We start from the raw sequence: 15,288 nt of genomic DNA, 5'->3' as shown, positions 1-15,288 counted from the left end.
CCACGTTCGGGGCGACGGTACCGACGATGATCGAAATCAGGTGCCGCGTTCCCGGACCCCGGGGACGGAGCCACTGACCGTGGTAGACGCCATCTTCTGGGGCCTCGTGGCCCTCGCGACGATCACCGGCCTGGTCACGGCGTGGACCCTCGGTGCCAACAGTAACTCGCCGCCGTTCGCACCCGCCATCGGCGCCAACGCCATCTCGACGATGCGGGCGGCGTTCCTCATCGGCATCCTCGCAGCGCTCGGCGCGCTCACCCAGGGCGGCGCCATCTCCGAGACCGTCGGCGCCGGCCTGATCGACGGCGTCGCCATCACCTCGCTCGCCGCGACGGCGGGGCTGTTGACCGCGACGCTGTTCATGGGGTTCGGCGTCTACACCGGCTATCCCGTGCCGGCGGCGTTCGCGACGACGGGGGCGATGGTCGGCGTCGGCCTCTCGCTCGGCGGCGACCCCGTCTTCGACACCTATCGGCGAATCGCGACGTTCTGGGTCCTCGTCCCGCCCGTCTCCGGTGGCCTCGCGTACCTGACGGCGACCGTTCTCCGGCGCGACGACATCCCGGAGACGGTGGGCGTCCCGCTGCTGGCCGCCCTCGTCGGCGGCATCGTCGCCAACGTCCAGCTCGGCGTCATCCCGTCCCCGCCCGGCCAGGCACAGAACTCCATCGCCGGTTTCGTCGCCGGCTTCGTCGAGACGCCGGCCGTCGTCGGCCTCGACGTCGCTGTCGTTTTCGTCACCCTCCTCGCCGCCGCCGTGAGCTTCCAGTTCATCCGCCGTCGGACCCAGCAGTCCGTCGACCAGGGCGTCCGGACCTTCCTCGTCGTCCTCGGGAGCGTCGTCGCCTTCTCCAGCGGCGGGAGCCAGGTCGGGCTGGCGACCGGCCCGCTGGAGAACCTCTACACCGCCGAACTGGGCCTCCCGGGAATCGTGCTCCTCGCGCTGGGTGCGACGGGCATCCTCGGCGGCGCATGGATGGGCGCCCCGCGGCTCCTGCAGGCTACCTCCCGCGAGTACGCCCAGCTCGGCATCCGGCGGTCCATCGCCGCGCTCGTGCCGGGGTTCGTCATCGCGCAGGCGGCGATCTCGCTCGGCATCCCCATCTCGTTCAACAACATCATCATCTCCGGCGTCATCGGTGGCGGTCTCGCCGGCGGGTCGGCCGGCGTCTCGCGCCGGAAGATCGGCGTCACGCTGGCGTTCTGGCTGATCACGCTCGTCAGTTCGATCCTCGTCGGCTTCGGCCTCTACCGCGCGCTTGCCTTCGTCCTGGGTGGATGACGAAATCGACCCGGCGTGGCCGACAGGCCGGCCGGGGAAGGGACGTCACCGGACCACGGTGACCGTCACTGGCGTCTCGCCGACCACCTTCGTCGCCACGGTCCCGAGCAACCGCCGGGCCACGGCGTTTCGCTCGCCCCCGTGGCCCCCCATGACGACCTGGTCGACGTCGGTGACCGCGACGTGGTCGACGATGGTCTCGGCGGGCGCCCCCGTCTCGACCACGACGTCGACCGTCCGCCCTCGTGGGTCGTCGTCAGCGAGGCGCTCGACGATGGATTCGGCGCGATCACGGGCCTCGTCCAGTCTGTCCCCCTCCGGGGACAGTGCACCGCTCTCGCTCATCGACGCGTCGACCGGACTGACGACGTTGAGGACGGTCACCGGGCAGTCGAACACGTCGAACGCGTACTCGAGGGCGTCCTCTGCCAGCGGCGACCCGTCCAGCGGGACGAGGACGTGCGAGGGTGTCATGACTGTCCGTCCGGCGCGTAGACCCAAAAGACGGGTGGTGGTCCTCGTCGACTGGGGCGTGGCGATCGGCTTCGTTCGTCCCAGATGAGCTCGTCCTGGATCCGAACCGGAGGAAGACGTGCTCACTCGCGCCGCTCGTTGCGCGCGACTTCCAGGGTTCGAATCCACTCGGACGTATTCGTCGCTCACGCTGAGAGCCGAGCACACGCTACGCGGTGCTCGGCGGTCGTTCGCGACAGAATAGTCCATCCTGGATTCGAACCAGGGTCGAAGCCCCCAGAAGGCTTCAGGATTGGCCACTACCCTAATGGACTGCGTGCAATGTCGTGTAAACCGTAGGGCATTGTAAGCGTTGCGCGATGGAATTTGTCGTGGTACTGGATAGCAACCCCCTCGAAGACATCGACATCTACTTTCCGGCGACGGCCGCAGGCAGTGACATGTACGTCGGACGATTCGTCGTCGTCAGTCCCGAAGTCGGCGCGTACCGCGTCTCCTCGCGCTCGTTCCCCAACCGCAAGGCCGTCGACCGCGACGGCACCGTCACCGTGGGCCCGACCGAGGACGCCCCGGAGACGGACAACCCCTACATCTCCTACAACGCGGTGCAGGTGACCGACCGGGGCGCCGTCGTCGGCAACGGCTCCCACGTCGACCCCATCGCCGAGAAACTCGAACTCGGCTATCCCGCTCGGGACGCGCTGGCCGAACCGCTACTGGCGCTGGACTTCGAGAAGGACGACTACGACACGCCACGCGTCGCGGGGATCGTCGGCGTCGACCCCGAGGACCCCAGCACGAACGCCGACGGGCCGGGCGCAGTCATCGGCACCGTCCGTCGGGACGCGCTACTCGTCGAGGAAGTCACCGAACCGACGCTCGTGGCGACCTACGAGAAGGACAGCCCCGAGTCGTTCGCCCTGGACGCTCGCGACGCCGAGAGCGCCGCACGCCAGGTGTACGACCTCGAGTTCGAACACGCGGTCTGCTCGGCCGGCGTGGCCGTCGAGGGCGAGGCGTTCGGGGTCGCCGTCCACAACGGCTGAACAGGAGGTTCCGTACACCGAGAAGCCCCCCTCTTCACTCTTTTCGACGCGTGGTAACGTTTATCATCATAGAACATCATGGTGTTAGTGACGATCACCCATGGGTACCCTCGAGAAACTGGGACGCTGGTTCGAACCCCCCGTCGTCGAGCGGGCGGTCTACCGGTGTCTGGAGTGTGAGTCGGAACTCGGGCGGAACGAACCGTCCTGTTCCGAGTGTGGTGGGGAGGTAACGGAAGCGACCGAACCGGTCGAGTACATCTACTGGGGGCCGTACCACTGATACTGGTGGCTGTAATTCGGTACCGGTGTCTCTTCGCAACCGGCCTGTTCAGCTCCGGTGCACCACAGTTAGTCTCTGGCTCCTGAAAACCGTTACAACCACCACTGTGAGAGGGGCCGTTGTCGTTCTGTAGCGGCCACGGAACTGCGTCCGGGACCAGCAGGCGTCGAGTCACAACCAGAGACCGGACCGTGAGGCGGTCTCGGGAGGTGAGGCAGGGTTCGATACTATAAGGACGGAGCAGAAGTAGTCGCTAGTAATGAAGCTGGGCGTCATCTCCGACATCCACGGGAACCGGGTCGCGCTCGATGCGGTGCTCGCCGACATGCCGCCCGTCGACCGCCTGGTGTGTGCCGGCGACGTCGTCGGGTACAACCCCTGGCACGCCGACTGCGTCGACGAGATCCGCGAGCGCGAGATCCCGACAGTGCAGGGCAACCACGACCGCGCGGTGGCGGCGGGGTCGGCCCCGCACTTCAACGGGATGGCCCAGGCCGGCGTCGAACACGCCCGCGAGCAGCTCTCCGACGACCAGATCCAGTGGCTCCGAGAGCTCCCCGTCGAGCGCCACGTCGCCGACGGGCGCGTGAAGGTGGTCCACGGCCACCCCGACGACCCCGACCACTACACCCGGCCCCACGAGTTCGGGCCGGACCTTCTCGACGACGAGGACGTCCTCGTCATGGGCCACACCCACGTCCAGGCCCACGAGGTGTACGACGAGGGCATCGTCATGAACCCGGGAAGCGTCGGCCAGCCGCGCGACGGCGACCCGAAGGCCGCCTACGCCGTCGTCGACCTCGAGGAGATGACCGTCGACGAGCGCCGCGTCGACTACGACACCGGCGCGGTGATCCGGGCCGTCGAGGACGAGGGGCTTCCCCGCCAGATCGGGTTCCGGCTTGCCCAGGGCCGGTAGAGGAAGGGCTTTTTCGCCGGCCCGAGGAGGCCGACACGCCCCGCCCGCTCGACACATGACCGACGAGACACCCCTCCCCCGCCGCGACACGGCCGAACGGCTCGCGCTGGTAGCGGTGCCGACGCTCCTCGGCGTGATCCTCGCCGCGACGAGCAGTGCGTTCGATCACGCGCTCACTGGCCTGGTCCTCGGTGGCGCGGTCGGATTGCGCCTGTCCCGGGCCCGGAACCACTACCGCGCGGTCCGGACGAGTGAGGGGATCGAGCGACGACGGCGCCCCCCGGAGGAGTTCTGGATGTACCGCGTCGCACAGATCGACTACGACGAGCGCTGGGACAGGGTCATAATCGTCGTGGCCCTGCTCGTCGGCGTCGGCGCGTTCGCGGCCGTCCCGGTCGTCGACGTCGAACCGATGGACAGGGCCCGCCTGACGATTGTGGGACTCGGTGGGATCGTCGTCGCTGCGATGACCTACGGCTCGCTGTTCGTCGACAAAGCGGGATCCGAGACCGGAGCCGGAAACGAGAGAACGAACTGAAGCGGCGGATCGCGCGAGTGAACTGCAGATTAGAAGACTCCCTGGACGAGCTGGAGGGCCTGTTCGCGGTCGTCCCAGGGGACGAACACGGACACGGAGGTCGCCGAGGTGATCACGTCGTACAGGGTGATGTGGGCGTTCGAGATGGGGTCGACGACGCGCTTGACGGTGTCGGGCTGGTTCGGCAGTTCGCCGCCGGTGACGCGGACGACGGCGATGTCGTCCTCGACGGTGACCGAAGACAGGGCGTCCTCTTCGACGACGCGGTCGTGGAGCAGGGCCTCGACGTCGTCGGAGTCCTCGCTGTTGACGTAGAAAGTCAGCGAGTCCATCCCGGAGGAGTTGGCGTCGATGTTGATCCCTTCCTCGCCGATGGCGCTGGCGAGGTCCCCGAGGATGCCGGGGCTGTTGCGGATGGCACGGCCGGCGACGGTGACACAGGAGAGCCGGTCCTCCTGGAGGTCGATGAGGTTCTGGAACTCGCCCTCGATGGAGGTACCGCCGGCGAGCAGGTCGCCGTGCTGGTAGTGGACGACGCGGACGGCGAGATCCTTGTCCTTGTACGAGAGGGCCGAGGGGGCGACCACCTCGGCGCCGCGGAACGACAGCGAGCGCAGTTCGTCGACGGAGATCTTCCCGACGTTGCGGGCGCCCTCGACGACGCGGGGGTCGCCCGTCATGACGCCCTCGACGTCGGTGACGATGACGACCTCGTCGGCGTCCATGTAGTTGCCCAGCATGACGGCCGTGGTGTCGCTCCCGCCGCGACCCAGCGTGGTGACGTTGCCCTGCAGGTCCTGGGCGAGGAAGCCGGTGATGACGGGGACGACGTTCTGGAGCTGTCCCGCGAGGGCGTTCGCGCGCCGCATCGTCTCGTCGACGTCGACCTCGCCGTAGGCGTCAGTGATTATCGGCCACTCCTCGCTGCCTGGTTCGAGGAACATCGCGTCGATGCCCCGGGAGGCGAGTGCGCCCTTGAGCATCCGGACGGAGGTTCGTTCGCCCATACTGACGATCTCGGCGCGGTCAGAATCCTCGGCCTCGTACTCGATGTCCTCGAGCAGTTCGTCCGTGGTGTTGCCCATCGCCGAGGCGACGACGGCGACTTCGTGACCTTTCTCGACGGCGGTGGCGATGGAGTCGGCGGCCCGGTTGATCCGGTCGCCGCTCCCGAGGCTCGTCCCGCCGAACTTCGCGACTACCCGCATGCCATCACCCGGCGCGTGCGTGCGTGACTCATATACCCCCCGTTGCCCGGCGCCCGGGATAACTGTGTCCATCTTTTTCGGCAGGGGGAGGCGGGTATCGCGCGCTTCCCGGATCTAGCCACCGTCTAAGTCGTGGAAGCAGAACGGCGTTCAGCGGAATCGAAGCGCAGCGAGGGGGGCGGTTCCCGGACGGCCAACCGTTTATTTGCCTCGCCACCGACCGACACGACATGGAGATTCGGGACGCCGTGGAAGCCGACGCCGAGCGGATGGCCGACATCGCGGACAGCCCGCCGGACGTGATGCGGAACCTCGTCCACGACCGGACGGTGCGAGTCGCAGTCGAGACGACCGACGACGAGAACGAGGAGACGCTCGGCCTCGTCAGCTTCGACGCCCGCGACGCCACCGTCCACGTGACCCAGCTCGGCGGGACGGGCGAGGCCTGCGGCCGCTTGCTCGACGAGCCAGTCCGGTTCGCCCGGCGCGAGGGGATGGCCGTCGAGCTACTGGTCGCCGAAACGGACGACGACGTCCGCGAGGCCGTGGAGGACGCCGGCTTCGAACGGAGCGGCCCAGGCCCGCGCTTCGAGGGCGAACAGACCACCCGGTACCGGCTCGAACCGAGCAAGGCCGAACAGTAGCGCCGTCCGCTCGCCACCGCGTCGGACGACCGCCCGGTTCTGACCGCACGATACCGCCCAACCAGCGCACACGTCGCCTCACCGACAGAACCAAGTAGGTGTAAAGCTCCCTTTACTGTAAAGTCCGCTTTACGCGGCGGACCCAACGCCACCCATGTCGACGACACCGACCGGACGGAACCGGCACGAACTGCTCGCAAAGCGCCGTCGCTACCGCTGGCTGATGGTCGGCTCCATCGCCGCCGGCGTCGCGCTAAGCCTCCTGCTCAGAGCGCTCGAGTACCCGCTCGTCGGCGAAGTCGTCTACTGGGCCGGCATCGCCGGCTTCGTCGCCGTCTGGCTGGCGACGCCAGTACAGCTGTTCGACGAACGCGACGTCGCCCTGGAGCAGCGGGCGGCCCACCTCACGCTGAACGTCTTCGCACCGGTGCTGGTCCTCGGCGCGTCTGCAGCGCGCATCCTGACCTACGTCGGTGCCTACGAGGTGCCCGCCGTCGTCTGGGGCGCGCTGTGGGGGTACTTCGCGCTGTTCGTCACCTTCGCCGTCGCCTACGGCTGGCTCCGCTACCGGTCATGAACAACGACCTCCCGGCGCGCCGCGAGGCCGCCGGCCTGAGCCAGGCCGACCTGGCCGCGGCCGTCGGCGTCAGTCGCCAGACGGTCAACGCCATCGAACGGGACCGCTACGACCCGTCGCTGGAACTGGCGTTCAAACTGGCCGCCTTCTTCGAGTGCGCCGTCGAGGACCTGTTCGACCCCGCCTTCGAGCCCGACGAGTTCCGTCCCCGCTGAGAACCCATGCCCGACATCACAACACCCACGACCGACCGACTCGCCGCATCGTCCGACAGGACCCTCGTCGCGTTCGGTAGCGCTGCGATACTCGTCTGGGTCGCGCTCGAATTCGCCTTCCGCCGGGGGCTCGGTCCCGTCGTCGCGGAGGCGCTCGGAACCCCTGGCGCCGGGGACCCGCTGATGCTCGCGCTGGCGTTCCCCCTGATCGCCGGGTTCATCGCCTGGTGGGGAACCCGGGTCGGGATTCACCGCCCGAACTGGGCGTACGAGACGTCCCTCCGGACGGTCGGTGCCGGCGTCGGCGGTCTGGTCGTCTACTTCGTGCTCTACCTGGCCGCTCTGCTCGCCCTCGTCGCCGTCGGCAGCGTCGCGATACCACCCGAAGCGGCCCAGAGTACCGGCTTCCGCACCGGCCTCCCGACGTGGGTCCTCGTCGCCTTTCTCCTGGGCAACGGTATCGTCGTCCCGATCACCGAAGAACTCGCGTGGCGCGGCGTCATCCAGACCGCGCTCACTGAATCCTACGGCACGTACGCCGCCGTCGTCGTCACCGCACTGGCGTTCGCGGGAAAGCACCTCGTCGTCGACCTCGCCGCGCCACCTGCCCGGGTAGCTTCACTCGTCGTCCTCGCGTTCGTCCTCTGCGGTCTGCGTGCCCGCTGGGGAACGACGGCCAGCACCGTCACCCACCTCCTCGCGAACTTCCTCGCGACAGCGTCGCTCGTTGCGCTGTGACAGGGTACCACGAGACATTTACCGACGCCCGCGGACCACCGCCCATGCGAACGGTCGTCCACGTCGACTACGACTTCCCCGCCGACCTCCCGGAGTGGGCCGACGACGAGGTCAGATCGCCACCGGCGGTCGTCGACCGGTTCCTCGCGGAGTTCACCGAACCGGGCGACGTCGTCCTCGACCCCTTCGCCGGGTTCGGGACGACGCTCCGGGTCGCCAGCGAGATGGACCGCGAGGCCCACGGCGTCGAGTACGAGCGGAAGCGAGTAGAGTATATCCGCGAACGCGGCGGTCACGGCGGGAACCTCGTCCACGGCGACACCCGCGAACTCGGCGAGCTCGACCTGCCGCCAGTCGACTGCGTTCTCACCTCCCCGCCGTGGATGGTCGAGGGAATGGAGACCAACCCGCTCCAGAATTACGACGGCGAGAGCGACTACGGACAGTATCTCGACGATATGGTCGACGTGTTCGTCGATATCGCGGACTGTCTCGCCCCGGACGGCGTCGCGCTCGTCGACGCGACGACCTTCGACGTCGACGGGCAGGTGACGACGCTCGCCTGGGACTTCGCGGACGCCATCGGCGAGCCCCTCGACTTCGACGGGGAAGTCGTCGTCGCGTGGGAGACGGAGGGGGAACCCGGACCTGACGGTGTCGACGGGACCGGGTTCGACCACAACTACGTGCTGCGGTTCTCGAAGCCGGGCGCGGCTACCTGAGTGGGTTCACCGCGCCATCTCACTCAACTAGTCGCTCACTCCGGCAACCACGCCACGGGCGTGTAGCTACCGGTCGCGTCGTCGGGTACCGGAAACGCGCCGAACCGCTGTACCTCGTTTCCGCGCACAGCGAACAGCGACCCGCGGTGGGTGGCCGCGACGAGATCGCCGTCGACGGCCGCCATCCCGGTCACTGTCCCGGCCTCGTCCGGGATACCGACCTGCGTCAACGCGTCGTCTCGCACCGCGAACAACGCCGGGTCGGCGTCTGGGTCGTCCCACGACGCCGAACTGGCGAGCGCACCGGCCGCGTAGACCGTCTCCCCCAGCGAAAACACCCGTCGGAAGTACCGCTGGTCGACCGCCTCGTCCAGCCGCGTCCAGGATTGGCCGGCGTCGCGCGTCCGGAAGAGTCCGAAGCCCGTCGCCGCGACGTACTCCCCGGGGCCGACCACGTGGAGTTCGTGCACGTCGTCGTTCACGTCGCTCCTGCGCTCTGTCCAGGTTTCCCCGCGGTCGTCGCTAACGTGGACGCCGCCAACCTCGACGCCGGCGACGACCCGGTCCGGGTCCGCGGGGTCGGCCGTCACGTCCCGGACCTGTGCCAGGTCTTCGTGGCGCGGCAGTCGCCACTCCTCCCGTGACGGCAGGTCCTGAAACCCATCGAGTTCCCGCCAGTCGACAGTGGGGGCTCTATCGCCGGGGACGAAGACGTCTGTCGCGTAGACGGCGGCCGGCCGCGTCCCCGCGTAGAGACGCTCGCCGTCGAGCGTCGCTCCGACGGCGTACACCTTTGGCTCGGGCACGCCCAGACCGATCCAATTGTCGCCGTCGGGCGAGTGTATCAGCCCGCTCGCCGTCGCCGCGAAGACGCCCGGGAGCCCGTCGAACTGCCGGAGGCGCATCGCGCGACCCGACGAGAGGGTCTTGACGACGCCGCTCGATCCGTCGGCTTCACCCGCCGAGGTGAGTCGATCCGTGACGTCCGCTGATTCGTCCGGCCCGGGCAGTGCGTACACGCCGTCGTCGCTACCGACGAGGAGCATGCGAGATTCTGCGGCCAGCAGCCACAAAAGTGATCGCTGAACCAATTCCAGTTTGGAGAGCGGAAAAATGTACCGCGCGAGCGAAGCGAGCGCGGTTTCCCCGGCCCGAACGCGGTGAGGGCCGCTTTTTTCATCGACGTTTTTTGTGGGGGGTTGAGCGCTCGCCGGAGGCGAGCGCGATGCCCCCCACGAAAAAAGGTCGTTTCACATGAAATCGGCAATCCCGCTCTGCTTGTTGTGGTCGTTCTCGAAGACGCGCTCGATGGAACGCTCCAGAATCTCCAGGCGCTGCTTGGTGTACTCGCGGCAGCCGAACTCGTGGGCCACCTCCGTCGCGGTGTCGATGTACTTCGTCACGGACCCCTCGTGGACGGTGAGGTTGACGCGGCCGCCACACTCCCGGCACTCGCCCGACAGCGGCATCCGGCGGTACTTCTCGCCGCAGTCCAGGCAGCGAGTCTCCTGGCGCGAGAACGCCCGGAGGTTGCCGATGATGTCCGGCATGAAGTGGTACTCGATGATCCGCTCGGCGACGTCAGTCTCGTCGACGGCCCGGAGCTTCCGGGAGAGCGCGAGCTGGGCGTCCATCTTGTCGGTCATCGACCCCAGCGTCTTGTAGGCCGACAGATCCGGTCCGGCGGCGAGGTTCGAGGTGTCGTGCGTGTGCGCGAAGTCGGTGTATTCGCGGTCGGTCCCGAGCGTCTCCTCGGCGATCTTCATGACGTCCTCGACCTCGCCGGGGTCGGCCATCTCGCGGGTGGCCTCGTAGAACTCCTTCGGGTACTCCCACATGATGTCCATGTTGTGGGCCTCGTCGTCGATCTCCGAGGGGTCGATGCGGGAGGACATGACGAGGGGTGCGTCCATCTTCCCGCCACGCTTGTCAGGAAGGAATGATTTACTGAAATTCAACAATCCGTCCATTAGAAGCATCACACAATCCTCGTCACCGTCGCAATTTCGGCGTTTCGCGGCGTGAAAGTACGGATGCGCGTACCCGACCGCTGCTGTCGTAAATCCGATAACTCGCCCAACTGTCGCCGCGCTGGTGTGTGGCGCCATCCCGAAGACGAGTTCGCCGACGAGTTCCTCGCGGTCGTCGAGGTCGTAGAAGGGTTCGAGGCCGTAGTACTGTGCCAGCAGGTCGTCGACGAAGTCGGCGGTCTTGAGCATGTGCTCGGCCGCGCCGTCGGAGAGGACGACGTCCTGGACCTTGAGTTCGACCAGCTGGTCGTCGTGTCGGAGCGGGTCGCCGTGGACGTCGGTCTCGTAGCCGAGCGACTGGAGCTGGTCGACGGTGACGTCGAGTTCCGTCGCACGGACCGCCGTCACGGGCAGGTCCGTCATGTCGTAGCGGACGGTGCCGTCCTTGAACGCCGTGACGTCGTGTTTGGCCCGGAGGATCCCCTTCTCCATCGGCTCGGGGACCTTCTCCGCGGACATCAGCCCCTCGACGCCTTTGACGATGTCGAAGGCCGTCTCGCGCTCGCCGACCGACTCCAGCGCGTTCCGGAACTCCTCGCCGACGTCGATCTCCGTGTACTGGGTGGGGTACGCGCCCGTCTCGCAGGAGGGACACTCCGCCATGCCGGCCTCGTCGGGTTCGACCTCGCGGTCGCAGTCGGGGCACTCGTAGACGGCGTCGGTGAGCCCGTTGCAGTCGGGACAGCGCGCGCGGAACGTCTCCTCGCCGCAGTCAGTACAGCGCTGGCGAGCGATCTCGACGTCGACGATGCCCTGGCGGTCGTTCATCTCCTCGGCGTGGGAGGCCGCGTCGCTGACCGAGCGCTGGGCGCCGCCGGCCTCGTCGATGGGGAAGAGTGTGTGGACCGCCGGCGAGAGGTCGCGGCTCTCGGACTTCTCCGGCCGGCCCATCCGGTTGCCGATGCGGGTCGGCGCTCGCTCGCGAACCTCGAAGGGGGCGACCTCGTTGATCGCCTCGATGGCGTTGTCGCCGCCGTCGTAGTTGCGAGCGCGTTCGGAGAGGTCGCCGACGGTCCAGTCGCGGTCCAGCGAGTCCAGGTCGAATCCCAGCGTCGCGACGAGCGGACGCCAGTCCGGGACGACGAGGTCGTCCTCGCGCTGGGTGTGCTCGGCGAGCAGGTGTTCGAGGGCTTTCCGGACCGTCTCGGAGCGCGGGAGGACGAGGTCGCCGCCCTGCGTCGACGCCGGGTCCGCGGCCACGGCACCATCCGTTTGCGCGACCCTGGCGTTCTCGACGGCCGTCGCGAGCGCGTTCACCTCGCCGACGCTCACGTCGTGCCAGCAGTAGGTGTACTCGGGGTGGATCGGCGCGTCGTACTCCCGGGCCCACTCCATGGCTTCGTCGGCAGAGGGGTCCGCCAGGTCGACGTGGACGTCGTCGGCCATGGCCTGGACGTCGGCGCCGGCCGCCTCGAACTCCTGGCGCCACCACTCGACGGTGTAGGAGGCGGGCGCGAGCGGGTGGTTGTTCTCGACGAACTCGCCGTAGTTGACGAGGTACTCGCCGAGGTCCAGGATCTTCTCGACGCCGTTCCTGACCTCGAGTGCCTCCTCGGGGTCGTCTATCCTGCGGACGTCGCCGTTGGCCAGGCGGACGGTCGGCCCCTCGATGGAGTCGACCGGGACCACGCCGGCCGCTTTGCCCGGCCGTTCGGTCTTGATCTGCGTGCCGGTGGCGAGGAAGTCGTCGACGAGGTGCATCGTCGCCGGGTGGACCCCCGCCGTCGCGAAGCCGTGGTTGCGCGAGCGGCCATAGCGCAGGCGGAACCCCCCGGCGTTCGAGGGGTGTGAGAAGACGGGGCGGCCAGCGATCAGGTCCCGGAGGTACTTCTTGGCGGGGTCGACGCGGGGCGAAGTGGGGTAGTCGTCGGCGTCGTCCTCCGTTTCGTCGCCCGCTTCCCCGCCCTCGGCTTCCTCCCCGTCCGCTGCGTCGCCGTCCTCACCGTCCGCCTCGTCGTCGCCGTCGTCGTCCTTGCCGATGGTCCCGTCGATGAGGTCCTGGAGCCACGGCCAGTCGACCTCGTCGAGGTTCCGGGTGTAGCGCTGGATCTTTGGCGCTTTCAGCGCGATCCCCTCCGCGGCGACGAGACACATCCCGCCGCGGGCGGAGTTGGTGTCGACGCGGTCCAGGTCGCGGAAGCCAGAGACCTCCTCGTCGCCCGTGGCCTCGCCGTCGAGCATGATCGGCATGTTCTCGGCGATGAACTTGCTCTCCTTCTCCTTGGGCGAGTACTGGAGGCCCGTCTCCTTGTCGTAGAGGTCGATCTCCTCGGCGTAGCGGTTGATCTCCTCGTCGCGGGCCTTGTACTGGTCGATGCCGAGCAGGGCGCGGGCGTAGTCGGCGACCAGGACAGAGAGGGCCTGGGCGGTCCCGCCGGCAGAGCGAATAGGACCGGCGTAGTAGACGTTGACGAACTGCGTGCCGTCGTCGTTGTCGAGCACCTCGACGCGGTCGATCCCCTCGATGGGGGCGGCGACGACACCCTCGGTGAGCAGGGCGACTGCGGTCCTGACTGCCCCCTCGATCTTGCCGGCGTCGGAGTCGTAGTCACCGACCTCGCCCTCGACGAAGTCCTCGACGAGTTCCAGGGCGGCCTCCTCCCGGGACATCTCGCCTTCGAGTTCGCGCACGCGCGCTGCGACCCCCTCGATGCCGAGGATGTTCTCGACGCGGTCGGCCATGTCGCGGGCGGTCGGAATCTCGACGTCCTTCGTGGGGTCGCCGCCGCGTTCGCGGGCGGCCTTCGCGACCTCGAAGGCGTCGTCGAGGTCGGATTCGAGCCGTTCGAAGTACTGCTCGTCGGCCTCCCGCATCTATAGTTCCCAGAGGTCCAGGTCGGTCGCCTCGTCGTGTTCCCGAACGAGCGAGTCCTCGAACGCGCGGACGTGCAACTCGCCGGCCCAGACGGTGCCGCTGTTGAGGTGGCCCGCGATGGCCTCGCCGTCAGGGCGCGAGAGGACCGCGTGCGTGTGGGCGAACGGCTCTCCATCCAGCATCGATACGTTGCCGACGCAGGCGGCCACCTCCAGCGGTTCGGGGAACACCATGGAGTCGTACTCCATCGTCTCCTGGTCGTAGAACATGATCTCCGCGTCCTGCACCGCGCCGAGGCCGGTGAAGAAGGCCGCGTCGATCCCCTCGTCGGCGGCGAAGGTCTCGATCTGGGCGCGCCAGTCGCCCCCGTGGTCGAGCGTGCAGACGAACTCTCGAGTCGCCTCGACCTCGCGGTAATCCATACGCGAATGAGACGGAGTCGGTTATCAAAAGGCTACCGCCACGGACCCGGGGACCGTCGTCGCGTCCGACGGATAGACGGGGCCCGTCGACGGGTCGGACGCCGGTCCTGGCCCCTCCCCGTCGGCAAGAGGTATAGCGCTTCGCGTCCTATGGTGACGTATGCCAGACACCACGTCGCTGGACTCGACCTCGGTGACCGAGCGGCTCGTCCTGCACGAACTCGCCGAACTGGATCGGGCGGACCGGACGCCGGCCCAGGCGACGGACGTCCTCCAGGCGTGTCGCGGCCGGCTCGAAGAACTCGAAACCGTGGTCGGCAGCCGGCTCACGGAGGGGGATCTCGTCAGGGCCTGCCGGACTCTGGAGGACCGGGGGCTGGTGACCGGCAACCGTCCGGAGCGGACCTCACCCGTCGGCAAGGGTCGGCCGGCCTACGAACTCGACGTCGAGGTCGAGACGGTCCGGGAGTTCGTCAGCGACGACGACCGGCTCTCCGAGTTACCGGCCTGAGAGTGACGACGGGAGAGAACGGGCACAGTTCAGCGCCGAGCGCGGTCAGGCCGGGAGCGAGATGCGACTGGCCTCGTGGCCGCGCTGGGCGTCGAGGAAGGAGAGTGCCTCCACGCGCCACTCCACCGGCTCTATCTCCCTGTCGCACATCCGCCTCGCGGCGTCCATCGGCCCGCCCCGGGCGATGGTGACGTGGGGGTCGTAGTCCGCGCCCTCCAGCCCGTCGAGCGCGCCGAACTCCGCGCACAGGCGCTCGTGGAGGTCCCACAGCCCGGGACTCTCGACAGTGAGGTAGATCACCGGCGAGGAGCCGTTCGTGGCCTCCTGGAAGATGTCGATGCCGTCCACCCTGGCGGCGAAGGCGGGCTGGCCGGAAAGCAGCTCCCGGACGCGGGCCTCCATCGCGTGGTAAGACTCGTAGCCGCCCGTGCCGAGGCGCTTGACCACGAGCGTGTGGCGCCCGCGCGAGCGCTCCTCGGCGCCCGGAATCTCCAGGGCGAGGTCGCTCGCCAGACGTGCCACCTCGCTCGGAACCGGGACGTTGAGGCTGAACACGTCTGTCGGGAGGGTATCAGTCGGCAAAAGCGACGCGATTACGCGTCGGGAATCGTCGCCCGAAATCCGGACACGCCCGCCGCGATCCTCAGTCCAGCCACCAGACGACGACCAGGGCGATGATGAGCAGTCCCACGAGCGGGCGGAACGGCCCGAGCAGTTCGAACACCAGTTCGGAGACGATGTCGAGTGCGATCCAGACGATCACGAGGACCAGTACCACCTTCAGGAGCGTCTCTACCGGGACGTCGTCGAGCATGTCCGCCGGTCGGTGGTGGGCCACGACAAGCTTTGTGGCCGGCGAGT

Annotated in this window: 18 protein-coding genes and 1 tRNA gene; 11 read left to right on the top strand and 8 right to left on the bottom strand. The window is 68.1% G+C overall.

Going from position 1 to position 15,288, the window contains the following annotated elements; genetic code table 11:
• Positions 1 to 79 precede the first annotated feature (79 nt).
• Complete coding sequence (locus tag BM337_RS01050) at positions 80 to 1,285, top strand: inorganic phosphate transporter (protein WP_089813061.1); 1,206 nt, start codon at positions 80 to 82, stop codon at positions 1,283 to 1,285.
• Positions 1,286 to 1,330: 45 nt separating this feature from the next.
• On the opposite strand, the gene BM337_RS01045 is transcribed toward BM337_RS01050, so the two are convergent.
• Both BM337_RS01045 and BM337_RS01040 read right to left on the bottom strand, forming a co-directional pair.
• Positions 1,331 to 1,759: a universal stress protein gene (locus BM337_RS01045; protein WP_089813059.1), complete on the bottom strand. Its 429-nt coding sequence runs from the start codon at positions 1,757 to 1,759 to the stop codon at positions 1,331 to 1,333.
• 241 nt (positions 1,760 to 2,000) lie between these two features.
• A tRNA-Gln gene (locus BM337_RS01040) sits at positions 2,001 to 2,073 on the bottom strand.
• Positions 2,074 to 2,199: 126 nt separating this feature from the next.
• Here BM337_RS01040 and BM337_RS01035 point away from each other — a divergent pair.
• The 4 genes from BM337_RS01035 (at position 2,200) to BM337_RS01020 (ending at position 4,545) form a co-directional block, all read left to right on the top strand.
• Positions 2,200 to 2,805, top strand: a complete 606-nt coding sequence (locus tag BM337_RS01035; RefSeq protein WP_089815479.1) for an IMP cyclohydrolase — start codon at positions 2,200 to 2,202, stop codon at positions 2,803 to 2,805.
• 100 nt (positions 2,806 to 2,905) lie between these two features.
• On the top strand, positions 2,906 to 3,088 hold the full coding sequence (locus BM337_RS01030; protein ID WP_089813057.1) for a hypothetical protein: 183 nt from the start codon (positions 2,906 to 2,908) through the stop codon (positions 3,086 to 3,088).
• A gap of 259 nt (positions 3,089 to 3,347) precedes the next feature.
• Positions 3,348 to 4,007 carry a metallophosphoesterase family protein gene (locus tag BM337_RS01025; protein WP_089813055.1) on the top strand — a complete coding sequence of 220 codons (660 nt, stop codon included), beginning with the start codon at positions 3,348 to 3,350 and terminating at the stop codon, positions 4,005 to 4,007.
• Positions 4,008 to 4,062: 55 nt separating this feature from the next.
• Positions 4,063 to 4,545, top strand: coding sequence for a hypothetical protein (locus BM337_RS01020; protein ID WP_089813053.1), 483 nt, complete (start codon positions 4,063 to 4,065; stop codon positions 4,543 to 4,545).
• A gap of 29 nt (positions 4,546 to 4,574) precedes the next feature.
• Here BM337_RS01020 and BM337_RS01015 read toward each other — a convergent pair whose 3' ends face one another.
• Complete coding sequence (locus tag BM337_RS01015; RefSeq protein ID WP_089813051.1) at positions 4,575 to 5,753, bottom strand: aspartate kinase; 1,179 nt, start codon at positions 5,751 to 5,753, stop codon at positions 4,575 to 4,577.
• Positions 5,754 to 5,983: 230 nt separating this feature from the next.
• Here BM337_RS01015 and BM337_RS01010 point away from each other — a divergent pair, with 230 nt between their 5' ends.
• The 5 genes from BM337_RS01010 (at position 5,984) to BM337_RS00990 (ending at position 8,649) form a co-directional block, all read left to right on the top strand.
• Complete coding sequence (locus tag BM337_RS01010; protein ID WP_089813049.1) at positions 5,984 to 6,397, top strand: hypothetical protein; 414 nt, start codon at positions 5,984 to 5,986, stop codon at positions 6,395 to 6,397.
• A 154-nt stretch (positions 6,398 to 6,551) separates the two neighbouring features.
• Positions 6,552 to 6,974 (top strand): DUF2178 domain-containing protein, encoded by a 423-nt coding sequence (locus BM337_RS01005; RefSeq protein WP_089813047.1) that lies wholly within the window; start codon positions 6,552 to 6,554, stop codon positions 6,972 to 6,974.
• Entirely contained in the window at positions 6,971 to 7,189 is a 219-nt protein-coding gene (locus BM337_RS01000) for a helix-turn-helix transcriptional regulator (protein ID WP_089813045.1), read from the top strand. The genes BM337_RS01005 and BM337_RS01000 overlap by 4 nt, the downstream gene beginning before the upstream one ends.
• A 6-nt stretch (positions 7,190 to 7,195) precedes the next feature.
• Positions 7,196 to 7,927, top strand: a complete 732-nt coding sequence (locus BM337_RS00995) for a CPBP family intramembrane glutamic endopeptidase (RefSeq protein WP_089813043.1) — start codon at positions 7,196 to 7,198, stop codon at positions 7,925 to 7,927.
• A 44-nt stretch (positions 7,928 to 7,971) separates the two neighbouring features.
• Complete coding sequence (locus tag BM337_RS00990; protein ID WP_089813041.1) at positions 7,972 to 8,649, top strand: DNA methyltransferase; 678 nt, start codon at positions 7,972 to 7,974, stop codon at positions 8,647 to 8,649.
• Between the two features lie 35 nt (positions 8,650 to 8,684).
• Here the strand turns inward: BM337_RS00990 and BM337_RS00985 are convergent, their stop codons facing one another.
• From BM337_RS00985 to BM337_RS00975, 3 genes are all read right to left on the bottom strand, one after another.
• Positions 8,685 to 9,695 (bottom strand): WD40/YVTN/BNR-like repeat-containing protein, encoded by a 1,011-nt coding sequence (locus tag BM337_RS00985; RefSeq protein WP_089813039.1) that lies wholly within the window; start codon positions 9,693 to 9,695, stop codon positions 8,685 to 8,687.
• A 204-nt stretch (positions 9,696 to 9,899) separates the two neighbouring features.
• Positions 9,900 to 13,493, bottom strand: coding sequence for a DNA polymerase II large subunit (locus BM337_RS00980; protein ID WP_089813036.1), 3,594 nt, complete (start codon positions 13,491 to 13,493; stop codon positions 9,900 to 9,902).
• Complete coding sequence (locus BM337_RS00975) at positions 13,494 to 13,916, bottom strand: PPC domain-containing DNA-binding protein (RefSeq protein ID WP_089813034.1); 423 nt, start codon at positions 13,914 to 13,916, stop codon at positions 13,494 to 13,496. It abuts the gene before it with no gap.
• A 160-nt stretch (positions 13,917 to 14,076) separates the two neighbouring features.
• On the opposite strand from BM337_RS00975, the gene BM337_RS00970 reads away from it, so the two are divergent.
• Positions 14,077 to 14,427 (top strand): hypothetical protein, encoded by a 351-nt coding sequence (locus BM337_RS00970; protein WP_089813032.1) that lies wholly within the window; start codon positions 14,077 to 14,079, stop codon positions 14,425 to 14,427.
• Positions 14,428 to 14,472: 45 nt separating this feature from the next.
• Here BM337_RS00970 and BM337_RS00965 read toward each other — a convergent pair whose 3' ends face one another.
• Both BM337_RS00965 and BM337_RS20865 read right to left on the bottom strand, forming a co-directional pair.
• Complete coding sequence (locus BM337_RS00965) at positions 14,473 to 14,982, bottom strand: 2'-5' RNA ligase family protein (protein ID WP_089813030.1); 510 nt, start codon at positions 14,980 to 14,982, stop codon at positions 14,473 to 14,475.
• An 88-nt stretch (positions 14,983 to 15,070) separates the two neighbouring features.
• Positions 15,071 to 15,241: a DUF7554 family protein gene (locus BM337_RS20865; RefSeq protein WP_177227101.1), complete on the bottom strand. Its 171-nt coding sequence runs from the start codon at positions 15,239 to 15,241 to the stop codon at positions 15,071 to 15,073.
• Positions 15,242 to 15,288 lie beyond the last annotated feature (47 nt).

It is taken from the genome of Halomicrobium zhouii (assembly GCF_900114435.1).
Classification (GTDB): domain Archaea; phylum Halobacteriota; class Halobacteria; order Halobacteriales; family Haloarculaceae; genus Halomicrobium; species Halomicrobium zhouii.
The sequence above is the reverse complement of the archived record's forward strand: the minus strand, read 5'-3'. Positions and strand labels throughout refer to the sequence as shown.